Here is a 19,974-nt window from a genome sequence, read left to right on the forward strand (position 1 = left end):
CAGAACAAGCCATACAGCCGCCCAACGGACGCTCTACCAAGCACGATCTGCCAAATTTGGCAGAGATGAAGCCTACACCAGCACCAGATTATCGCGATGCACCAGCGGATGAGCGTATTCCTCACCGAGAAAACGCTTCAGCTGGGCCGTGGTGCGCCCCAGCATCTGAGGAATCTCCTCGGAATCGAATCCCGACAGCCCTTTGGCCAAATGACGGCCGGATTCGTCGGCGATCCACACCGGGTCGCCCGCGGAAAATTCGCCGTTCACGCCCACGGTACCGGCCGCGAGCAGACTCGCCCGGCCACCACGCACGGCCTTGGAAGCACCCTCATCCACAGTCAGCGTGCCACGCGGCGCCGCAGCGAACCCGATCCACAGCCGTCTTGAGGTGCCGCGATGCTTCACGGGAGCGAAGGCGGTGCCCACCGGATCGCCCATCAGGGCGGGACCGGCGTTCGACGCGCAGGTCAGCACCGTGGGAATGCCCGAGACCGCGGCCACGCGAGCCGCTTCCAGCTTGGTGATCATGCCACCGGTGCCCACGCCGGACGAGCTGCCCGTCACGGTCACCTTGCCCAGGGTCGCAACCACATTGGGCACGAATCCGATACGACGGGCCGCGGGATCCTTCGGCGGAGCGGTGTACAGCGCATCCACGTCCGTCAGCAGCACCAGGGCGTCGGCGCGCACCAGATTGGCGACCAGCGCGGAAAGCCGGTCATTGTCGCCAAAACGGATCTCGTTGGAAGCCAGGGAATCATTCTCGTTGATAATCGGCACGACATCGAGATCCAGCAGCCGGTCCAGCGTTCGCTGCACATTGCGGTACTGCTGCGGGCGAATGGTGTCCTCGGCGGTGATGAGGATCTGCCCCACGCGAATGCCGTACTGCGAAAAAGCGGTCTCGTACTGACTCATCAACAGCCCCTGCCCGACGGCAGCCGTGGCCTGTTGCGTGGCCACGTCGCGAGGGCGGGACGCAAATCCCAACGGGCCGAAGCCCGCGGCGATGGCGCCCGACGACACCAGCACCACACGACCGCCCATGAGCTTGACCTGCGCCAGCGCGGCGACCAGCGAGGACAGCCGCGTGGGGTCAAGATGGCCGGACTGCGTGGTCAGCGAACTCGAACCAACCTTCACGACCACGGTCTGCGCCTCGGCCACCGCCATGCGAACATCTCTTTGGCTCGGCGTGCTCATATGTCCCTGCTCCCCCATTCACTGCGCGATTGCGATTGCGGCATGCAATGGCGACGCGCTCTAGCGCCGCCCGTCGTCCTCATCGCCGTCCGCGTCATCGGCATCCACGTCCTCGCCGCGGCCGAACAAGCTCCGTTCGTCATGGCGATCGTCGTCAACCGACGGATCCGCCCAGTGACCGGCCTTGCGCTCGGCCTCCATCGCGGCGCGAACCGCGGTTTTGGCGTCCATCATCGCCTTGTACTGCTCGCGACGCTCCGCGTTGGTGCGCCGCTTGGCATACCCGTCCTCGGTCTGCAGTCGCAGGTCCTTGCCGCGTGCGCCCAGCTGCGATCCATCCAGCAATTCGGCGCCGGCCGCAATCGTCGGATCCCAGTCGAAGTCAACGGCGCGGGCACCGCGACCGATCTGCACGGTGTCGCCGGGCCGGGCGCCCTTGCGACGCAGCTCATCCTCGACGCCGAGTTTGGCCAGACGATCGGCCAGATAGCCCACGGCCTCGTCATTGTCGAAATTCGTCTGCAGCACCCAGCGCTCGGGCTTGACGCCGGTAACCACGAACAGCGGATGGCCGTCATCCCCCTCTTCTCGTTGGATGGCGAACTCGAGCGCATTCCTGCCGGCCGGGGAGCGCCGACTGATCCTCGGCGATTCCAGCGGCTTGATGACCACGCGCTCGGCCTCCGCGGCGTCTTCACGCTCCGCAACCCGCTCACGCAGCTCCTTCACCAGCTTCGCCAACGCGAAATTCAACTCCTTGAGGCCCTCATGGGAGGCGGTGGAGATGACGAACACCGGCAGACCGAGCCGCTCGAACTCGGGCCGTACGAATTCCGCCAGCTCCTTGGCCTCGGGCATGTCGACCTTGTTGAGGATGATGACGCGCGGCCGCTCGGCGATTGGAATCGCCCCAAGCGGCAGATCAAGCGAATCGGCGTACTGTGCCAGCTCGCGTTCCAAGGCCTCGTAGTCGCTCATGGGATCGCGCCCGGGCTCAAGCGTGGCGCAGTCAATCACATGCGCAATGATCTCCGTGCGCTCGATATGGCGCAGGAATTCCAAGCCCAGTCCCTTGCCCTGGCTCGCCCCTGGAATCAGACCCGGCACATCGGCAATGGTATAGCGGCTGTCTCCGGCCATCACCACGCCAAGATTCGGCACCAACGTGGTGAAGGGATAGTCGGCGATCTTCGGCTTGGCGGCGCTCATCGCGGCGATAAGGCTCGACTTGCCGGCCGAGGGGAATCCCACCAGCGCCACATCGGCAATCGACTTCAGCTCGAGCAGCACGTCGCGTTCCTCGCCGGGCTCCCCCAGCAGCGCGAAACCCGGCGCGCGACGGGTCTTATTGGCCAGCGACACATTGCCAAGACCGCCGGCGCCACCGGCCGCCGCCACAAAGCGGTCGCCCGGATGCCTCAGATCAGCCAGAGGCACGCGCCCCTTCTTGTCGAACACCACCGTGCCGCAGGGCACCGGAAGCGCCAGATCCGCGCCTTTGGAACCGTCCTTGTTGTCCCCCAAGCCCATTGTGCCGCTATCGGCAACACGATGCGGCATAAACCGATAGTCCAGCAGACTGGTCGTGTTCCTGTCCGCCACGAACACCACCGAGCCGCCATCGCCGCCGTCGCCGCCATTCGGCCCCGCCAGCGGCTTGTATTTCTCGCGCCTCACGCCGGCGGACCCGTTGCCGCCATCGCCGCCCTTCACATGAACGGTTACCCGATCCACAAAATCACTCATATTGCTCCACTGTACCGTTCACCCATGAACGGCTCTTCCGGTCCCATGCCCAGACATACCGCGCCAAACCGCGGCAGTCCATCGATATGAAAAACCGCACCCATGCCGAAGCACGAATGCGGTTGATACGTCTATACGACCAGTTGCCAGTCTCAGGCGGCGATGACGTCCACAACCTTGCGATCGCGACGCACACCGTACTTCACGGTGCCGTCGGCGAGGGCGAACAGCGTATGGTCCTTGCCGAGACCCACATTGTGGCCCGGGTGGAAGTTGGTGCCACGCTGGCGCACGATGATGTTGCCGGCCACCACAGCTTCGCCGCCGAACTTCTTGACGCCAAGGTACTGGGGCTTTGAATCGCGACCGTTGCGAGAGCTGGACGCACCCTTCTTATGTGCCATGTCTGATTCCTTCCTTTGAGTCTCAGGCGATCGCCGTGATCTTCACGGTGGTCAGCTGCTGGCGATGGCCCTTGCGACGAGCGACGCCGGTCTTGTTCTTGAACTTCTGGATGTTGATCTTCGGGCCCTTGGCCTCGTCGTCAACGACCTCGGCCTTGACGGAGACCTTGGCGAGATCGGCGGCGGCCAGCGTCACCTTGGCGCCATCCACCACGAGAGCGACCGGAAATTCCACGGTCTCACCCTTCTTGGCAGCGAGACGGTTGACGGCAATGACGTCACCAACCTCAACCTTTTCCTGATGGCCACCGGCCTTCACAATCGCGTACATAATCTATCCTTTATTGACTTGGAAAGCTTCCTGCCTGACGCACCGAGCCCGCGGCCAGACACCGACTATCAAACTTACACCACACCACGTACTTGGTCAAACCGAACTGCCGGGCGTGTCAAGCACGACACGCCCGCGGTTTCACTCTTCGTCGTCGGTGTGGTTCGCTGCCACGGCCGCCGCGGCGATTTGGGCCAGCTTGGCCTTCACATCGGCGCTGGAGCCTTGCGGCGTGGTCTCCTTGGGAACGCTGGTGCCATGGCCATGCTTGTTCGTCTTGACGAACGGGTCGCCGCCCTTCAGGGCATACGGGTCGTCGTACGAGGCGGACACGGTCGGCTCGTCGTGCAGGATGAACCCACGACCCTTGCAGGTGGGACATTCTTCGGAGAACGCCTCGACCAGCCCCTGGCCCACGCGCTTGCGGGTCATCTGCACCAGGCCCAGCGAGGTGACCTCGGCCACCTGATGCTTCGTTCGGTCGCGGGCCAGGCACTCCACCAGGCGACGCAGCACCAGGTCGCGGTTGGCCGGCATCACCATATCGACGTAGTCGATCATGACCATGCCGCCGATGTCACGTAGGCGCAGCTGACGGGCGATCTCCTCGGACGCCTCGAGATTGCAGCGGGTCACCGTCTCCTCAAGCGACTTGCCCCTGCCGATGAACCGGCCGGTATTCACGTCAATCGTGGTCATGGCTTCGGTGCGGTCGATCACCAGCGAACCGCCTGACGGCAGGTATACCTGCCGCTCCATGCCCTTGCGCAGCTGACCGTCGATCTGCCACTTGTCGAACACGTCCTTGCCCTCATGCTCGGCGGGATCCCACTTCTCCAGCTTGTCCCGCAGATCGGGGGCCATGGTGTCGAGGTATTCCTCAATGCGCTCGTAGACCTTGTCGCCCTCGACGATGAGCTTGTTGAAGTCGTCGTTGAAGATGTCGCGCACCACGCGAATCGCCACGTCGGGCTCGCCCTGCAGCAGCTTGGGACGCTTGCCGTGCCAGAACTCCTCGCGCTTGGCGCAAATGCGCTCCCACTGCTTCACCAGATTCTCAAGATCCTTGGTGATGGCCTCCTCGGAAGCGCCTTCGGCCGCGGTGCGAATGATCACGCCCATGTCCTTCGGCGCGATCTTGTTGACGATCGTCTTCAGCCGGCTGCGCTCGCGCTCGGACAGCTTGCGGCTCACGCCGGTCATGCCGCCCGAGGGCACCAGCACCAGGAAACGCCCCGCCAGTGTGACCTGACTGGTCAGACGGGCCCCCTTGTGGCCGATCGGATCCTTGGTGACCTGCACCAGCACCGGATCGCCGGACTTGAACGCGAGCTCGATGCGGCGCGGCTGGCCCTCCAGACGCGTGGCGTCCCAGTTCACCTCGCCGGCGTACAGCACGCCGTTGCGCGGCTGGCCGATGTCGACGAACGCGGCCTCCATGCTCGGCAGCACGTTCTGCACGCGTCCAAGGTAGATGTTGCCCACCGTGGCAACCTCCTGGATGTCGGAGACGTAATGCTCGACCAGCACGTTGTCCTCGATCACCGAGATCTGGGTATGGTGTTCCTTTTCGCGAACCACCATCAGGCGGTCCACGTTCTCGCGACGCGCCAGGAAATCCTGTTCCATCAGCTGCGACTGGCGGGAACGCTCGCGGCGATTGTCACGGCGACGCTGCTTTTTCGCCTCAAGACGTGTGGAGCCCTCGATGTCGGTGATCTCATCGATGTACTGTTGCTTGCGCGAACGACGAATCAGCGGAGTCTCCTCCTCGTCCTCCGCCACACGGGAGCCGCGGCGGCGACGGCGACGACGCGTCACGCCCGACTCTTCCTCATCCTCCCGCTCGGAATGACCGGCACCGGTCGAATCGCCCGCAGAGGCTTCGGAGTCATGGCCTGCTCGGCGGCGACGGCGACGACGCGTCACCGTCTCCTCGCGATCCTTGTCGCCATGGGAATCCGAGGACCCGTCGCCCGACTCCGTGTCAATCGGCGCGTAGGTGATGTCGTCGTATTCGAGGTCCTGTTCGATCTGCTCCACCTCGGCGGCGGCGCGGCGCTCCTGCGCGTTCAGGCGACGGCTGCGGCGGGCGCGGCGGGTGTCGTTGTCGGGATCGTATTCCTCATCATGCGAGACGCGCGACTGACCGCCGCGGCGACCGGAACCGGCGTGCTCATCGGAGGAGCGGCGACGACGGGGCTCCTCGCCGCCACGAGTCGCACCCTTCGAGCCGTCGGTCTCGTCATCCGTCTCGTCATCCGCCCGCTCTTCACGCGCCTTGCGCACATCGCGAGGGTCCGGCAGCTCAATACCGAAATCGTCGTCGATCCAGCGCGTGGCGCGACGGCGACGAGACCTGCGGGCATTCGACATACCCGCGTCCTCGCGATCGGCGTCGTCGCCATCGTCACTCGCAAAAGAACCGGCGGCATGGGCACGGGACGGCAGCACAGGCTCCTGGAACAGGAGCGAAGTCATCGGACGCGCGGCGCGCCGAGGCGCCGAGGCCGCGGAGCCGGACGCATCCAAGCCGGAGGACTTGCCGGCAACGCCCGAGCCGCGAAGGAACGGCAGATCCCCAACCGCCTCAAGCGCGCGCTCATGACGATCCCTGGCGCTTTCGCCCGAACCGGAGGCGGCGGCATGGGCACGGGACGGCAGCACAGGCTCTTCGAATTGCGGCTGCTCCACATGCATCGGCAAAGCGGCGCCGGCCTCGCCGGCCACGCGCACCACACGACGGCCTCCCCTGCGACGCCGAGGAGCCGCAGCGGACGTCGAATTCGAATCGGCGGCGGCATTGGAATTGGTTACACTGGCATCGGCTTCGGTGGAATCGAAGCCGTCTTTGCTTATTCTGGGCACGATGCTCCTCACGGCACGCTGCATCGGGCCGCCGGTCAGGTCCCGGTCCGATTGTCACGCCGCGCTCTCACCGCGGCCGCGCATCCGAGCGCATCGTCCGAGATTCACTACAAAAGCTTCTCCATCGCAAAAGCGGACACCGGCGCTCACGCGCGCAGCCGACCTGGGGCTGCTTCCTTGCGCAAGGGGATCGACGCCTTCACGGGTTTGGGTGGCCATGCAGAACCACCGCCCTCCAGTATGACACACGATGCGTCCCTCTCGGCGCCATGCGTGTTTTGGACCGCCGGCACCGGGGGAGCGCGCCGCTATTTCAGCGCATCCTCGAGAATGCCCGCCAGCAGCGTCAGATCGGATTCCGGCACCTGCTCGTCATGTTTATGCGCCAGCAGCGGATCGCCCGCACCGAGATTGACGGCCGGGATGCCGAGTTGCGAGAATCTCGCCACGTCGGTCCATCCGAGTTTGGCCATCGGCTCGCGCCCGGTGCGTCGCCTGACCAGATCGGCCAGGGCGATGGCGAACGGGTCGTTCATACCCGGGCGGGCCGAGGGGGATTCGTCCTTCATCTCGATGCCGAATCCTTCGAACACGCCGCCTGTGGCCACATGCTCGCCATTGCCCAGCTCGGCGCCCGCATCGGCGCCCATCATGAGCGCCTTGGCCTCCTCCAACGTTTTATCCGGAGCGAAGCGGTAGTTCACGTGCACACGGCACCAATCCGGAATCACATTGGTGCCGTTGCCCCCGGAGATCAAGGTCGCGTTGAGGCCCTCACGGTAGTCCAGCCCGTCCACATGCACGGTTGAGGGCTCATACGCATTGAGCCGGTTGAGCACGTCGGCGGCTTTGTGAATCGCATTGTCGCCCATCCATGCGCGGGCGGAATGCGCGGCCATGCCATGGCAGATCACGTCGAAGCGTATCGTGCCGTTGCATCCGCCTTCGATGCCGCAGCCGGTCGGCTCGCCGATAATCGCAAAATCGCCGCGAATCCAATCGGGATGCGCTTCGACGACTTTCCTCAGACCGTTCTTTTCGGCGGCCACCTCCTCGTGGTCGTAGAACACGTAGGTCAGGTCGCAGCGCGGTTCGACAAGCGTGGCGGCCAGATACAACATCACCGCGTCGGACGCCTTCATGTCGGTGGCGCCCCGACCCCACATCACGCGATCATTCGGATGGTCCCGGGCGATTTCCGCGCGGATCAGCGGGTCGCCGGGTTCCAGCCATCTCGGCGGGAAGTTGTCGATGACGGGCACGGTGTCGAGGTGGCCGGCGAGCAGCACGCGCCGATCACGCCCTGCATGGGTGGACGCGACAATCGTGTCGCCGTGACGCAGAACCTTCAGATGCGGGCATCGGGCGGTCAGGAACTCCTCCACCGCGTCGGCCAGCGGACCCTCGTCATCGCTGACGGAATACGATCCCATAATCTGCTCCAGCAACGCGTTCAACGCGTCCTGACGGCCGACCGTGGGGTCGAATGCTATGCCGATATGTTCCGAGGCGTTCGTATTGCTCATGGCCCCAATGTATCAATCCATGCCTACGTTATGAGATGGATGCCCGCAATGCGGGGATATGTGACACACTGAGATGGCTATCAGCAGTGTATTGTTCCAATTGTGCGACGCGTTGAACGCGCGTCAGGTGAAAGGGAAGCGATCGGATGCCAGGTCTGTTAAGCGCCATGGAGGGATTCTGTGTCATCGGCATCGTCATCGGCACCGGTTATGTGGCGGCTCGGTTCCGCATCGGCGGGCCAACCGCGCAAATGGTGCTGAACCGGTTCAGTTTCTTTGTGTCCAGCCCATGTCTGATGTTCGCGATTCTGTCCAAGCAGCCGCTGGGCGACATCTTCCACCCGAGCCTGCTGGTGGCGTTCCTGTCCGCGGCACTGGTCGGAGCGCTCTTCCTGCTGCTGAACGCCATGTTCTTCCACATGAAGGCGCCGGACGCCACCATCGGCGCGCTGAATTCGCTGTATCTCAATTCGAATAACATCGGCTTGCCGGTCGCGACCTATATTCTGGGCAATCCCGCGCTGGTGGCGCCGATTCTGGTGATGCAGCAGGCGCTGTTCACGCCGATCGGTCTGACGGTGCTCGACGTGACCACCAAGGGCAAGGTATCGGCCAAGGAGATCCTCAAACAGCCGCTGCATCAGCCGCTGCTCATCGGTTCGCTCGGCGGCATTGCGATCTCGGCGATCAGCGCCAAAGCCGGATACTTCGTGATACCGGATTTCCTGTATGATCCGATCGACATGATCGGCGACTCGGCCGTACCGATGATTCTGATGGCGTTCGGCATGTCGCTGCGCGGCACCAAGCCGCTGCAGGAGAGGGGCGACCGTCCGGCCATTTTCACCGTGGCGGTGCTCAAGAACATCATCATGCCGATCATCGCGTTTGCGCTGTCCTACTTCGTGATGGGCTTCCGCGGGGTGGAGCTCTATGGCTGCGTGGTGCTTGCCGCGCTGCCGACCGGCCAGAACGTCTACAACTATGCGGCCCGTTACAATGTGGGCCTTACCTTCGCCCGCGACGGCATCCTGATCTCCACCATGACCTCGCCGGTGTTCATCGCCGTCATCGCGGCGCTGCTCAGCTGACCCCGGCGTTCAGCATATCGTCGGAGATCCGCTGGAGTCTGGCGGCGAACTGCGGCCAGTCACGCTGCATCGGCGAAATCAGCGTGTGGCTGGGCACGTCGTCGATGTCGATCCACTCGACGCCCATGCTTTCGTCGTCGTTCGCGCGCGGCTCGACGGTGTGTCCGGGCTTTTCGAAGGCGAATACCGTAGTGTATCCCCATGGGCCGTGGTCCTCGAGATAGGATCCGACCACATCAATGTCTTCGGGACGGATATTGGCCTCTTCGAAGCTTTCGCGCAAGGCTCCCTCAAGAGGGCTTTCGCCATCGGCCGTCGCGCCTCCCGGCGCCCCCCACGTACCGCCTTCGGCGCTCCACATGGCCCGATGCTGCATCAGCACCTTCGTCACCGCGCCAGTGGCGGCATCGCGTCGAGCCAGCAACACGCCGGAGGCCCCGTTCACGCCCCAGTGCCGGTGTCCGCACGGACAGTCGACCCATCCGTCACCGGGCTGATGCACATTGTCGCGCGGCGCGTCGGCGTCGTCGGAGGCGGAGGACCGCCGATCTCGGTTCAGATTCCACAAATCGGTGATGCTATAGCCCAGTTGCCCGACCAACCGGCGCAGGGTGGGCAGACTCAGCCCGATGACGCCTGAGGGGTCGCCCTGAATCGAATCGATGAAGGAGCCGCCGAACCCCTCGAGGGTGAAGGACCCGGCCACCTCCAAAGGCTCCTGGGTGGCGATATACCGGTCGATGTCCTGGTCGGAGTATCGGCAGAACGTCACCTCGGCATGACTGACGGCGCGCACGGTGCGACCGGTGGCCACATCGATGACGCAATGGCCCGTCCACAGCGTGCCGGTGCGTCCGCGCATCAGCTTCAGGCGTTTGCGCGCATGCTCCGCATCATGCGGTTTGCCATAGGCGGTGTCATCCAGGCAGAACATGGAATCACAACCGACGATCAATGGGCCGGCCTCGCGCGTCGCCATACCGCCATGCCGTTCAATGGCCCGCTGAATCGGCTCGCTGCTCGCGATGACGTCGAAACCCTCCTGCAGCGGGCGGCACACCTGCAGCGATCCGGTGGCTGAGGCGGCGGTCCGGCGGATTTCGCAGTAGGTTTGGTACACCGACCGCGCCTTGGCCTGGGCGAGAATCAGCACCTGGCTTTGCACCGGCAGTTTGTCGACGCTTATTCCCAACCGGGAGGCCTCATGGGCCACCGCGGCGCGCTCGTCAACATGAGACACGCGAATTGTGGCGCAAATGCCGGCGCTATACAGCACATCCCTGCGCGGGCGCGACTGTGACGCCAGAATCAGTGGAATCGACATGGCAAACCAACTTCTCCCGTAACCACTCAAGTTCCTCTTATGACAGACTGTACCGCATCGACGCGGCGACAGCCGTCTATACGCGTTCGATCCGCACGCCCGTGGTGTTCACCGGCAGATGCAGCATGCGCCAATGGCCTCCGGCAAGCTCGTCATGGGCCACTTCCTCGACGGCGCCGACGGCATCGCCGTAATGCAGCACCAGCACGCATGGGCCCGCGCCCGACACCGCGGCGGCGAATCCGGCCTTGCGGAACTTGGCGATCAACGCGGTGCTCGGCGGCATGAGGGACGCACGATACGGCTGATGGAGGCGATCCTGCGTGGCGGCGAACAACAGCGCATTGGCGCGGTCGGCGAGATCGGCGCCACGGGCATCTGCAACCAGCGACGCGGGGTTCATGGCCGCCGGCATCAGTCCCACGCGCGACACGTTATACACGGCATCCTGATGCGACACCCGGGCGGGCAACGCCTCGCGCGCCTTTTCGGTGGACAGTTCGTAATCGGGCACGAAGACGAACGCGTCGACAGCCGGGTCGACCGGGTAGTTCACGGCATGGAAACCGCTTCTCAGCGGCTCGCCTCCGGCGATCGCCACCGAGCCGACGCCCTCCGCCGTTTCGAAATCGTAGGAAACGGTCAGACCGCCGTAGACGGCGGGCGCGACGTTGTCGGGATGGCCTTCGACATGGGCCGCGAGATCGAAGATGGCGGCGCGATTCAGTTCCCCGCGATGCGCAAACCCAGCTGCGGCGGCGATGCCGGCGACGATCGCCTCGGCGGACGATCCCATGCCCCGAGCCTGCGGGATGCGATTATGCGCCACCATCGTGAAGCCGAATTTGCGCAGGCCGAAGGTTTCGCATGCCTTGCGGAAGGTGGACACCACCAGATGCGTCTCATCACGGGGCAGAGTCCGTTCGCCCTCGCCATGGATCTCGATATGGGCGGCGACGTCGGCGGCATCGGGGTTCACCGTGAACTCAAGCTCGTCGTAGTATTCGAGCGCCAATCCCACGGCGTCAAAACCGGAACCGAGATTGGCGCTGGTGGCCGGCACCCGGACCTTGACGGAATGGATCTCGGGCATCATCAGTCCAGCACCCTGAGGATAGACGGATCGCCGGTCACGAAGTCGAGCTCCTGCACGGCCCGCACCGTCCTTCGCAGGGTGGCTTCGTCGGTCGGATGTGTCACCACGCGCAGCTGCTGGATCTCGCCGTCATATCCGGGGTCGGTCAGCGTGGGCTTGAGATCCTGGTTCACACCGTTGATCGACACGCCCTGTTTGGCGAATTCGGCGGCGATGGCGGCCAGCACGCCCGGCTTGTCGTGGATGAGGAAGCGGACGGCGAAGGCGGCGCGGCTGGCCTCCACCGGTGCGAACGGCAGATTGTTGTACATCGGGATTTCCGGACCGGTGCAGCCCGCGGCGATATGACGGGCCTCGGTCACCACATCGCCCACCACGGCGGAAGCGGTCGGAGCGCCGCCGGCGCCACGGCCATAGAACATCAGGTCGTCGGCGGCCTCGGCCTTGACGAACACGGCGTTGAAGGAGCCGTGCACGCTGGCCAGAGGATGGGTGTCGGGCAGCAGCGCCGGGTAGACGCGCGCGGAGACGCCGGCCTCGCCGTTCTCCACCACGGCCAGCAGCTTGATGACCTTGTGCTCGGCGGTGGCGGCGGCGATATCGTCGGCGGTGATCTTGGTGATGCCCTCAACCGAAACGTCGTCGATGGTGACATTGGTGTGGAAGGCGAGCGTCGCCATGATCGCCGCCTTGTTGGCGGCGTCGTAGCCCTCGATGTCGCCGGTCGGGTCGGCTTCGGCATAGCCCTTGGACTGGGCGTCTCTGAGCACGTCGTCGAACTGCAGGCCCTTGGTGGTCATCTCGTCGAGAATGTAGTTGGTGGTGCCGTTCACGATGCCCAGCATCGAGGTCACCTTGTCGCCGACCAACGACTCGCGCAGCGGACGCAGGAACGGAATGGCGCCACCCACGGCCGCCTCGAAGTAGATGTCGACGCCCTTGGCGGCCGCCGCCTGATAGATCTCGGGGCCGTACTTGGCCAGCAGCGCCTTGTTGGCGGTGACGACGGACGCGCCCGATTCAATGGCCTTGAGCACAAAGGTGCGCGCCACGGTGGTGCCGCCAATCAGCTCGATCACGATATCGGCCCTGGTGCACAGATCCGCGGTGTCGGTGGTGAGCAGCGCCTTGTCGATCCACGGCACATTCACCTCATCGGGGTCGAGACAGGCCACGCCGACCAGTTCGATCGGACGGCCGATGCGCTTGCCCAACTCCTCCTTCTGCTCGACCAGCAGACGGGCGGTGGCGGAGCCGACGGTACCGGCGCCCAGCAGGGCGACGCGGATGGGGGTGGTGTTCTGCACGTTCTCGGCCACGAGAATCTCCTTTGTGTTACAGGGTGAGACGGTTTCCAGTGTACGGATTTGAGCTGACAGTGGCTCCCGGCGTCTCAAACGGCGCGAAAGAGCCAACGGCACCGGCGGGCCGCCGGCGCAACGGCCCGCCAACCGAATCAGCCCATATCGAGGGACAGCAAGTCGTCAATGGTCTGGCGACGCATCAGCAGATGTGCTCCGGACTCGCAAACGGCGGCCACGGCGGGGATAAGCGCCTGATTGTAGTTGCTGGCCATCGTGCGGCCATATGCTCCGGTCACCGGGACGGCCAGCACGTCACCGCGTCGGATGTCGGCGGGAAGCCTCACATTGCGCACCACAATGTCCCCGGACTCGCAATGCATGCCGCAGACCCTCGCCAGCACGGTCTCGACGGCACCCGGGCGGTTGGCGAGCACCGCGGTGTAGTCGGCGCCGTACAGAGCCGGACGAATGTTGTCAGACATGCCGCCGTCCACCGATACATAGGTGCGTACCGTGCCATCGGACAGATGCACCGGTTTGACGGTGCCCACGCGATACAGCGTGACGCCGGCGGGCGCGACGATCCAGCGGCCGGGCTCGAAGCTGATCGCCGGTTCGGGCATGCCGAGTGCGCGGTTCACCCGATGCACCGCATCGGCCAGGCGCTTGAGCTCCACGTCGATGTCCATGGAGTCCTCGCCATCGGTATAGGCCACGGAATACCCGCCGCCCAAATCCACCTCGGGCAAAGTGATCGCATCGGTGGCGTAGAAGGTTTTGCGCAGCAGCATCATGCGCTTCGCCGCCTGGATGAAGGCGTCGGCATCGTGGATATTCGAGCCGATATGCGAATGGACGCCCACCAATTCCAGATCCTCGGCATGCGAGGCGATGTCCTTGAGCACCGCGAGCGCCGGGCCGTCCGCCACGGTTTCCATGGCGGCGGCGAGCGCACGATCCGCGCTCGAGACCTCTTCGTGGCTCAAATCGTAAGGATATTTGACGTTGTACTGCAGGCTGCGCTCGGCACGGTGACCCAGGGTGGAGTCGGTCGTCTCAACGCCGGACGCGGCGTCATCGATGCGCTTGGCGACGCGCGCATTCGAACCGGCCGGGGTGACGCCATCCAACCGGTCGAGCACCTCCAGCACGTCGGCTTTGGCGCCGGCGGGCATCAGCGGCACGCCGAACTTCTGGTCCTCGTGCGCGGTGGAGACGTATTCGTGGCCACCGGCATGGATGCCGGCGGTGACGCGCAGCATCACGCGCGCGCGCTTGCCCAGACGGTGTGCGATCGCGGCGACGCGCGCCGGCTCGTCGGGGGAATCGATCACGATCTTGGCGAAGCCCCGCTCAATGGCCAGCGCGATTTCGTCGTCGGATTTGTTGTTGCCGTGCAGCACCAGTCGGCGGCCCGGCGCACCCGCCGCCAGGGCAATGCGCATCTCCCCCATCGTGCAGGTGTCGACGAGCATGCCGGCGGCGGTGACGATGCGCACAATCTCTTTCGACAGGAAGGCCTTGCCCGCAAAGCTCACATGTGTGGTGGAGTTGGCGAAGGCGTCGGCGGCGGCGTGCACGAAGTGATGCGCACGCTCGTCGACCTCATCGGTGTCGATGAGGTACAGCGGGGAGCCGAACTCGTCGAGCAGGCTGGCGGCGCTGCGGCCGTGGAAGGTGACTTCGCCGCGCTCGTTGATCGCGCTGGCGGCCGGCCAAATTGGAGAAATCGCCATGGGGATCGTCCTTCGCTTTCACATCTTGTCGGGCGCGGTCACGCCGAGCATGTCAAGTCCCGAGGCGATCACCGTGCGCACGGCGTCATTGAGCTTGAGTCGCGCCGCCGCGCGTTCAGGCGACGGGTTCTTGGCGATGTCAAGCGCCTTGACGGCCTCCTCGTCCCCACGGGATTCGGGTTCGGTCAGCTTCATCGGCACCACGCGCTCCACGTTGTACCACTTGTGGTACGCGGCGGCGAGATCCTCGAGATAGTGCGCGACGCGATGCGGAGCGCGGGCGTCGCCGGCCAGCGCCACCGTGGCCGGCCACTGGGCGAGCTCGGCCAGCACCTCGCCGTCGGCGGCCGTGTCCAGCAGGCTCAGATCGGCCTTGTCGACGCCGATGCCGGCCTGTGCGGCATTGCGGTCCACATTGCAGGAGCGGGCGTGCGCGTACTGCACGTAGTACACCGGATTGTCGTTGGTGTGGCTCGCCAGCAGGTTCAGATCGATGTCCAGCGGCGAGTTGTAGTCGGAACGGGCCAGCGAATAGCGCGCGGCGTCCACGCCCACGGCCTCGGTCAGATCGTCGATGGTCACCACATTGCCGGCTCGCTTGCTCATGCGTACGGCTTTGCCGTCCTTGAGCACGTTGACCAGCTGTCCGATCAGGATCACCATGTTCTCGCCGGGCTTGTCGCCGAACGCCTCGCACATGGCCATCATGCGCCCGATATAGCCGTGGTGGTCGGCGCCGAGCATGTAGATCGCCACATCGGCCGGGTTGGCGGCACGGTGGCGCTTGTTCCAGTAGTAGGCGATGTCGGCGGCGAAATACGCGAACTCGCCGTTGGACTTGATGATCACGCGATCCTTGTCGTCACCGTGCTTGGTGGAGGCGAACCAGGTGGCGCCCTCGCGCTCGTAGATGTCGCCGCGCTCACGCAGCACCTCGATGGCCTTGGCCACCTCGCCATCCGCATACAGGCTGTTCTCATGGAACCACACGTCGAAGTTCACGCGGAATTCCTTCATGGACTTGCGGATCTCGTCGAACATCATCGGCACGGCGCGCTTGCGGAACTCCTCGCGCACCTCGGTGTCCTCCTCGCCGCGGGGCAGGCCCTTGTCGTCCAAGCCGCCGTCGCGGTGCTCCAGAGCGGTCAGGTCCACGCCGTCGGCTTCGGCCTGGGACTGCACCTGGGCGGCGATTTCGTCGATATACGCGCCTTTGTAGCCGTCTCCGGGCGTTTCCGCGGCATATCCCCGGTCTGCGAGATTGTTGGCGCGCGCCCATGCGGCGACCAGCGACTTGGCGAAGCGGTTGATCTGCTCCCCATGATCGTTGAAGTAGTATTCGCGCACCACCTTGGCGCCGTTGGCCTCGAGCACGCGGGCCATGGAATCGCCCACGGCCGCCCAGCGGGTACCTCCGATGTGAATCGGGCCGGTGGGGTTGGCGGATACGAACTCAAGATTCAGCGTCTGCCCGCCCAGATGGTCGTTGCGACCGAACCGGGCCCCCTGCTCGAGCACCGTATCGACGATGGCGGCGGCGGAGGCGGAGTCAAGGGTGATGTTGATGAAGCCGGGGCCGGCGACTTCCACGGACTTGATGCCCGGGTCCCTGGCGAGCTCGGCTGCGAACAGTTCAGCCAGGTCGCGCGGCTTCATGCCGGCCTTTTTGGCCAGCTGCATGGCGGCGTTCGACGCCCAGTCGCCATGCGCGCGGTCCTTGGGGCGCATCACGGCGAATTTGGCGGTGGGGGGAATCAGGTCTTCGGTCAGCTGGCCCGCGGCGCCCGCGGAAACCAGGCTGTGCGCAATCTTGGCAATCAGTTCACTTAGTGCTTCAGGACTCATTCTTCCAAGGATACCGGGCCTGAAGACAGCTCGAACGGTGCCGTTCCGTTCGCGGGACGGCTCAGAGGCCGTCGGGGGGCTGCCGCCGGATCACTCCGCGGCGATGGCGTCGATCTCGACGAGCGCGCCCTTGGGGATCATGTTGTTGCCGAAAGCCACGCGCGCGGGCTTGACGGAGCCGATGAACACCTCGGCGTAGCGGGCGTCCACCTCCTTGAAGTCCTCAACGTTCTTCAGGTAGATGGTGGCGCGCACCACATGCTCGATGCCGGTGCCGGCGGCGTCGAGAATGCACTTGATGTTCTTCAGCGCCTGAGCCGCCTGCTCGCCGGCGGTTTCGCCCGCCAACTCGCCGGTCGCGGGGTCGATGCCCAGCTGGCCGGACACGAACACAAAGCCGTTCGCCTTCACGGCCTGGCTGTAGGCGCCCAATGCGGCCGGGGCGTACGAGGTGGCGACTTCTTCCATTGTTTCGCTCATGATGTGGCTCTCTTCCTTGTGAATTCGCGAGGCGACGCCGATGGTTCCTGTGGGACCGATGGGATTCGAACCCACGACCTTCTGTTCCGGAGACAGACGCTCTATCCACTGAGCTACGGACCCAATGCCCGGGGACTGGCTCCGAGCAACTTCTCCATACTACGGCATCGCATGGTCATCGGCTGAGATTCCGCCCGAATTCCGCGTCATATCAGGCGTGCCGAACCAATCATCCCAGAATAATGTCCATACAATGAGATTATGCATGACGATTTCGAATATGAACGTCGGTTTTTCTGCCGTGCTCTGCCACCGGAACTCGATGACGGGGACGCGCCGCTGCTCATTGTGCAGAGCTACTACGTGCATCAGGACAATTACGCGCTGCGCATCCGCCTGCAGGCCACGTCGCTGCGAGAGTCGATGACCGCGGGCACCGATCCCATCGCCGTGCTCACAACGCATCGATCCGCGTTCAGGCAGGCGTTCGTCACCGTAAAGGGCCCGTCCGTAGGAGGCACCCGCTACGAAGCCGGGCGCGAGATCGACCCCGACATCGCCGCCGAACTGGTCCTGCGCGGCGGTGCGCCGATCATCAAGAACCGTTACAGCGCATGGATCGGCGAGGACGGGTGGAACATCGACGTGTTCGGCGGCGTCAACGCCCCGCTGGTGGTGGCCGAGGCGGAACGTAGCGGCCCGGTCACCAACCTCGTCATCCCACGGTTCGCGGTGTCCGAGATCACCGACGACCGACGATTCTCAAACGACGGGCTCGCCACAATGCCCTATGGGACATGGGCCGGATCCTATGAGCGGGAGCTGCGCGAACACGGCCCCCATTTCTCGCCGTTCTTCGGAACGAATCGCGTGGAATAGCGGCAGACGGCCGGCAGACGGATCAGCGCATATCAGTACATCAACGTGGCCAGACGGCGACGGGCACGCTTCAGCCGCTCATCGGCCGGCTCGGGGATGGTGAAGTATTCCAGCAGACGCTGACGCACCACATCGAGATCGGCCTTATGCCCGGCAGCCAGAAAGTCCAGCAAACGGTCGAAGGCATCGGCGATCTGCCCGCCGATCATGTCGATATCCGCCACGGCGAGCTGCGCCTCCACGTCATCGGGATGGGCGGCGGCCTGCGCACGCACCTCGCGCACATTCGCGGAACCGGAACGAGCCAACAGCAAAGCCTTCGCACGCTCGCGGGCGGCCAGCGTGTCGCCCGGATTCGATTCCAGCACCAGCGCGTACGCGGCGGCGGCACCCGCGTAATCGCCCTGCGCGGCCAGACTGCGGGCATGGGCATGCTCCGGCGGAATCCGCTCGGCTGCGGAGGCGTCGCCCTGCGCATCCGCCGCATCGGCGGACGGATCGCCCTGATAGGGCGCGGTGCCGTTCACACCGGCCTGCTGGGCGGCCTGAATCACCTGCGGGATCAGGGTGTCGACCACCTGCTGCAGTTCCTCGTCGCTAGGCAGACCCTGCAGAATCGGCATCGGGCGACCGTTGATCAATGCGAACAACGCCGGGGCTCCCTGCACGCGCAGCGCCTGCGCGATGGAGGGATTGGACGCGATGTCGATGCGCGACAGCTGGATCTGCCCCTTGAGCTTGTTCACCGCGTCGCCGAGCGCACGGGCCATGCCGAACAGGCGGTCATCGGTGGGAATCCACAGCAGCAGCAGAATCGGGAATGTGGCCGAGGTGGAGACCATCGACTGGAAGGAGGACTCACTGGTATCGATCACATAGCCGCCGGCTGCGGGCGCCCCGCCCGCCTGCCCTGGCTCGGACTTCACCTGATGCGCCAGAGCCTCCAAATCCACGGCCCCCGCCAACGACACTCCCGGCTTGAACGGCTCCTCAGCCATAGCAACCTATCCTTTCCCCGCTCACGTTCCTCATGCACGGCGCATATCACGATGTCACAGATGCCACGCATCACGCAGACGGTTATCCCGTCGACGAAACGACACGGCACACTGTAACCACATCATAGTGCCCGGCATCGTTCGACGCTTGCGACGCCCGCGCCTAGAAGGCCTCCACCTTCACCGCCTGGCGTTCGGCGCCGACGGCCTGGATCTGCGCACCGCTCGACGCCGCCGGCACATACAGCGCCACCACATTCACATAGGTGACCTTCATGTTGCTGGTGGCCTGTCCGTCGCCGAACAACGCCTTCTCCGCATCGTTGGCGGGCAACGACTCCCGGCCCTCGCCGGCCTGGCGCGTCCATTCGGAATTGATCTGCGCGATCACCAGGTCGCCGCCATCCGACGAGCGCATGATCTTGATCGCATCCGGCTCGGCGGCGAAGGTTTGGGACTGCGTGCCCTTATTGGCCTCCATGCCCTGCTGCACCTTCGCCGCGGTGGTCGCCAGATCGGTGCGGAAGGAGTCGTCGGCGAACTTCGACGCGTATTCGCTGTCCGTGCCCTTGGTCAGTACATCGGCGTATTGGGCGACCGCATCGGCGGGGGTGGCCACCAGGCCGGAGTCGTCGGCCTTGCCCATTTGGGTTCCGATCTTCGGCACTGCGAATTTCGGCAACTGGGCGCCCGAGAACAGTCGGGCCACGCCCCACAGCCTGTAGTTCTGGTGCGCTGACGTCTGCTCCATCACAAGCAGACGCTGGGTCTGCTGATCGCTGGTGGTGGTGGTGATGGACAGCAGCGTGCGCGGCCAGCCGTTGTCGGTGGGAATCACCGTCTGCTCAATATCGTTGGGGATATTGGTTTTCTTGTCGAGATTGCCGGTTTTCTGCGCTATCGTGAGTTCGGCGGTGCGCACGGCCAACGCCGGCCCTGTGACGCGACCGGACAGACCCGACGCGTCTTTGGCGTCATTGGCCTTGTTCAGCGTATCAAGAATCGACGCGCGGATCTTCGCCTCCTGGTCGACGGTCAGATCGGGCGTTTTCGAAGAGGACGACGACTGGGAGGCCACCGTCGGAAGCGGCCCCTCGCATGCGGTAAGCGTCCCCAGGGAAGCCACCGCCGCCAGCATGG

General features: G+C 64.7%; 16 protein-coding genes and 1 tRNA gene. 2 read left to right on the plus strand and 15 right to left on the minus strand.

Going from position 1 to position 19,974, the window contains the following annotated elements; all coding sequences use genetic code 11:
- Positions 1-72: 72 nt before the first annotated feature.
- The 6 genes from proB to dapE all read right to left on the minus strand — a co-directional run bounded on the left by proB (position 73) and on the right by dapE (position 8,081).
- Positions 73-1,206, minus strand: coding sequence for a glutamate 5-kinase (proB, locus tag B2994_RS02360; RefSeq protein WP_291526796.1), 1,134 nt, complete (start codon positions 1,204-1,206; stop codon positions 73-75).
- Between the two features lie 60 nt (positions 1,207-1,266).
- Positions 1,267-2,952, minus strand: coding sequence for a GTPase ObgE (gene obgE, locus B2994_RS02365; protein ID WP_291526797.1), 1,686 nt, complete (start codon positions 2,950-2,952; stop codon positions 1,267-1,269).
- Between the two features lie 152 nt (positions 2,953-3,104).
- Positions 3,105-3,356 (minus strand): 50S ribosomal protein L27, encoded by a 252-nt coding sequence (gene rpmA, locus B2994_RS02370; protein ID WP_291526798.1) that lies wholly within the window; start codon positions 3,354-3,356, stop codon positions 3,105-3,107.
- A gap of 22 nt (positions 3,357-3,378) precedes the next feature.
- Positions 3,379-3,687: a 50S ribosomal protein L21 gene (gene rplU / locus B2994_RS02375; RefSeq protein WP_291526799.1), complete on the minus strand. Its 309-nt coding sequence runs from the start codon at positions 3,685-3,687 to the stop codon at positions 3,379-3,381.
- A 141-nt stretch (positions 3,688-3,828) separates the two neighbouring features.
- A complete protein-coding gene (locus B2994_RS02380) occupies positions 3,829-6,555 on the minus strand; it encodes an Rne/Rng family ribonuclease (protein ID WP_414630620.1) in 2,727 nt (908 codons plus the stop codon).
- Positions 6,556-6,863: 308 nt separating this feature from the next.
- On the minus strand, positions 6,864-8,081 hold the full coding sequence (gene dapE / locus B2994_RS02385; protein ID WP_291526801.1) for a succinyl-diaminopimelate desuccinylase: 1,218 nt from the start codon (positions 8,079-8,081) through the stop codon (positions 6,864-6,866).
- 146 nt (positions 8,082-8,227) lie between these two features.
- Here dapE and B2994_RS02390 point away from each other — a divergent pair, with 146 nt between their 5' ends.
- Positions 8,228-9,172 (plus strand): AEC family transporter, encoded by a 945-nt coding sequence (locus B2994_RS02390; protein ID WP_291526802.1) that lies wholly within the window; start codon positions 8,228-8,230, stop codon positions 9,170-9,172.
- Here B2994_RS02390 and B2994_RS02395 read toward each other — a convergent pair.
- The 7 genes from B2994_RS02395 to B2994_RS02425 all read right to left on the minus strand — a co-directional run bounded on the left by B2994_RS02395 (position 9,165) and on the right by B2994_RS02425 (position 17,080).
- A complete protein-coding gene (locus tag B2994_RS02395; protein WP_291526803.1) occupies positions 9,165-10,496 on the minus strand; it encodes a Maf family nucleotide pyrophosphatase in 1,332 nt (443 codons plus the stop codon). The two genes, B2994_RS02390 and B2994_RS02395, sit on opposite strands and share 8 nt — an antisense overlap.
- A gap of 76 nt (positions 10,497-10,572) precedes the next feature.
- Positions 10,573-11,592, minus strand: a complete 1,020-nt coding sequence (thrB, locus tag B2994_RS02400) for a homoserine kinase (RefSeq protein ID WP_291526804.1) — start codon at positions 11,590-11,592, stop codon at positions 10,573-10,575.
- Positions 11,592-12,911, minus strand: a complete 1,320-nt coding sequence (locus B2994_RS02405; protein ID WP_291526805.1) for a homoserine dehydrogenase — start codon at positions 12,909-12,911, stop codon at positions 11,592-11,594. The genes thrB and B2994_RS02405 overlap by 1 nt, the downstream gene beginning before the upstream one ends.
- 137 nt (positions 12,912-13,048) lie before the next feature.
- Positions 13,049-14,632, minus strand: a complete 1,584-nt coding sequence (locus tag B2994_RS02410) for a diaminopimelate decarboxylase family protein (RefSeq protein ID WP_291526806.1) — start codon at positions 14,630-14,632, stop codon at positions 13,049-13,051.
- Between the two features lie 18 nt (positions 14,633-14,650).
- Positions 14,651-16,477, minus strand: coding sequence for an arginine--tRNA ligase (gene argS / locus B2994_RS02415; protein WP_291526807.1), 1,827 nt, complete (start codon positions 16,475-16,477; stop codon positions 14,651-14,653).
- 90 nt (positions 16,478-16,567) lie between these two features.
- Positions 16,568-16,957: a Rid family detoxifying hydrolase gene (locus B2994_RS02420; RefSeq protein ID WP_291526808.1), complete on the minus strand. Its 390-nt coding sequence runs from the start codon at positions 16,955-16,957 to the stop codon at positions 16,568-16,570.
- A 50-nt stretch (positions 16,958-17,007) separates the two neighbouring features.
- Positions 17,008-17,080: transfer RNA gene (locus tag B2994_RS02425), tRNA-Arg, on the minus strand.
- Between the two features lie 138 nt (positions 17,081-17,218).
- Between B2994_RS02425 and B2994_RS02430 the strand changes: the two genes are divergently transcribed.
- Entirely contained in the window at positions 17,219-17,836 is a 618-nt protein-coding gene (locus tag B2994_RS02430) for a hypothetical protein (protein WP_291526809.1), read from the plus strand.
- Positions 17,837-17,868: 32 nt separating this feature from the next.
- Here B2994_RS02430 and B2994_RS02435 read toward each other — a convergent pair whose 3' ends face one another.
- Together B2994_RS02435 and B2994_RS02440 are read right to left on the minus strand one after the other, a co-directional pair.
- Entirely contained in the window at positions 17,869-18,834 is a 966-nt protein-coding gene (locus B2994_RS02435; protein WP_291526810.1) for a tetratricopeptide repeat protein, read from the minus strand.
- Between the two features lie 163 nt (positions 18,835-18,997).
- A complete protein-coding gene (locus B2994_RS02440) occupies positions 18,998-19,972 on the minus strand; it encodes a hypothetical protein (protein WP_291526818.1) in 975 nt (324 codons plus the stop codon).
- Between the last annotated feature and the right edge of the window lie 2 nt (positions 19,973-19,974).

The organism is Bifidobacterium sp. UBA744, from assembly GCA_002298605.1.
In the GTDB taxonomy this organism is placed as follows: Bacteria; Actinomycetota; Actinomycetes; order Actinomycetales; family Bifidobacteriaceae; genus Bifidobacterium.

Bases quoted from the DNA above. Each gene is read 5' to 3' on its own strand.
- B2994_RS02410 (WP_291526806.1), bottom strand. From the start codon at position 14,632: ATGGCGATTTCTCCAATTTGGCCGGCCGCCAGCGCGATCAACGAGCGC.
- B2994_RS02390 (WP_291526802.1), top strand. From the start codon at position 8,228: ATGCCAGGTCTGTTAAGCGCCATGGAGGGATTCTGTGTCATCGGCATC.
- proB (WP_291526796.1), bottom strand. From the start codon at position 1,206: ATGAGCACGCCGAGCCAAAGAGATGTTCGCATGGCGGTGGCCGAGGCG.
- B2994_RS02420 (WP_291526808.1), bottom strand. From the start codon at position 16,957: ATGAGCGAAACAATGGAAGAAGTCGCCACCTCGTACGCCCCGGCCGCA.
- B2994_RS02395 (WP_291526803.1), bottom strand. From the start codon at position 10,496: ATGTCGATTCCACTGATTCTGGCGTCACAGTCGCGCCCGCGCAGGGAT.
- thrB (WP_291526804.1), bottom strand. From the start codon at position 11,592: ATGATGCCCGAGATCCATTCCGTCAAGGTCCGGGTGCCGGCCACCAGC.
- obgE (WP_291526797.1), bottom strand. From the start codon at position 2,952: ATGAGTGATTTTGTGGATCGGGTAACCGTTCATGTGAAGGGCGGCGAT.
- B2994_RS02430 (WP_291526809.1), top strand. From the start codon at position 17,219: ATGCATGACGATTTCGAATATGAACGTCGGTTTTTCTGCCGTGCTCTG.
- rplU (WP_291526799.1), bottom strand. From the start codon at position 3,687: ATGTACGCGATTGTGAAGGCCGGTGGCCATCAGGAAAAGGTTGAGGTT.
- B2994_RS02440 (WP_291526818.1), bottom strand. From the start codon at position 19,972: ATGCTGGCGGCGGTGGCTTCCCTGGGGACGCTTACCGCATGCGAGGGG.
- dapE (WP_291526801.1), bottom strand. From the start codon at position 8,081: ATGAGCAATACGAACGCCTCGGAACATATCGGCATAGCATTCGACCCC.
- rpmA (WP_291526798.1), bottom strand. From the start codon at position 3,356: ATGGCACATAAGAAGGGTGCGTCCAGCTCTCGCAACGGTCGCGATTCA.
- argS (WP_291526807.1), bottom strand. From the start codon at position 16,477: ATGAGTCCTGAAGCACTAAGTGAACTGATTGCCAAGATTGCGCACAGC.
- B2994_RS02435 (WP_291526810.1), bottom strand. From the start codon at position 18,834: ATGGCTGAGGAGCCGTTCAAGCCGGGAGTGTCGTTGGCGGGGGCCGTG.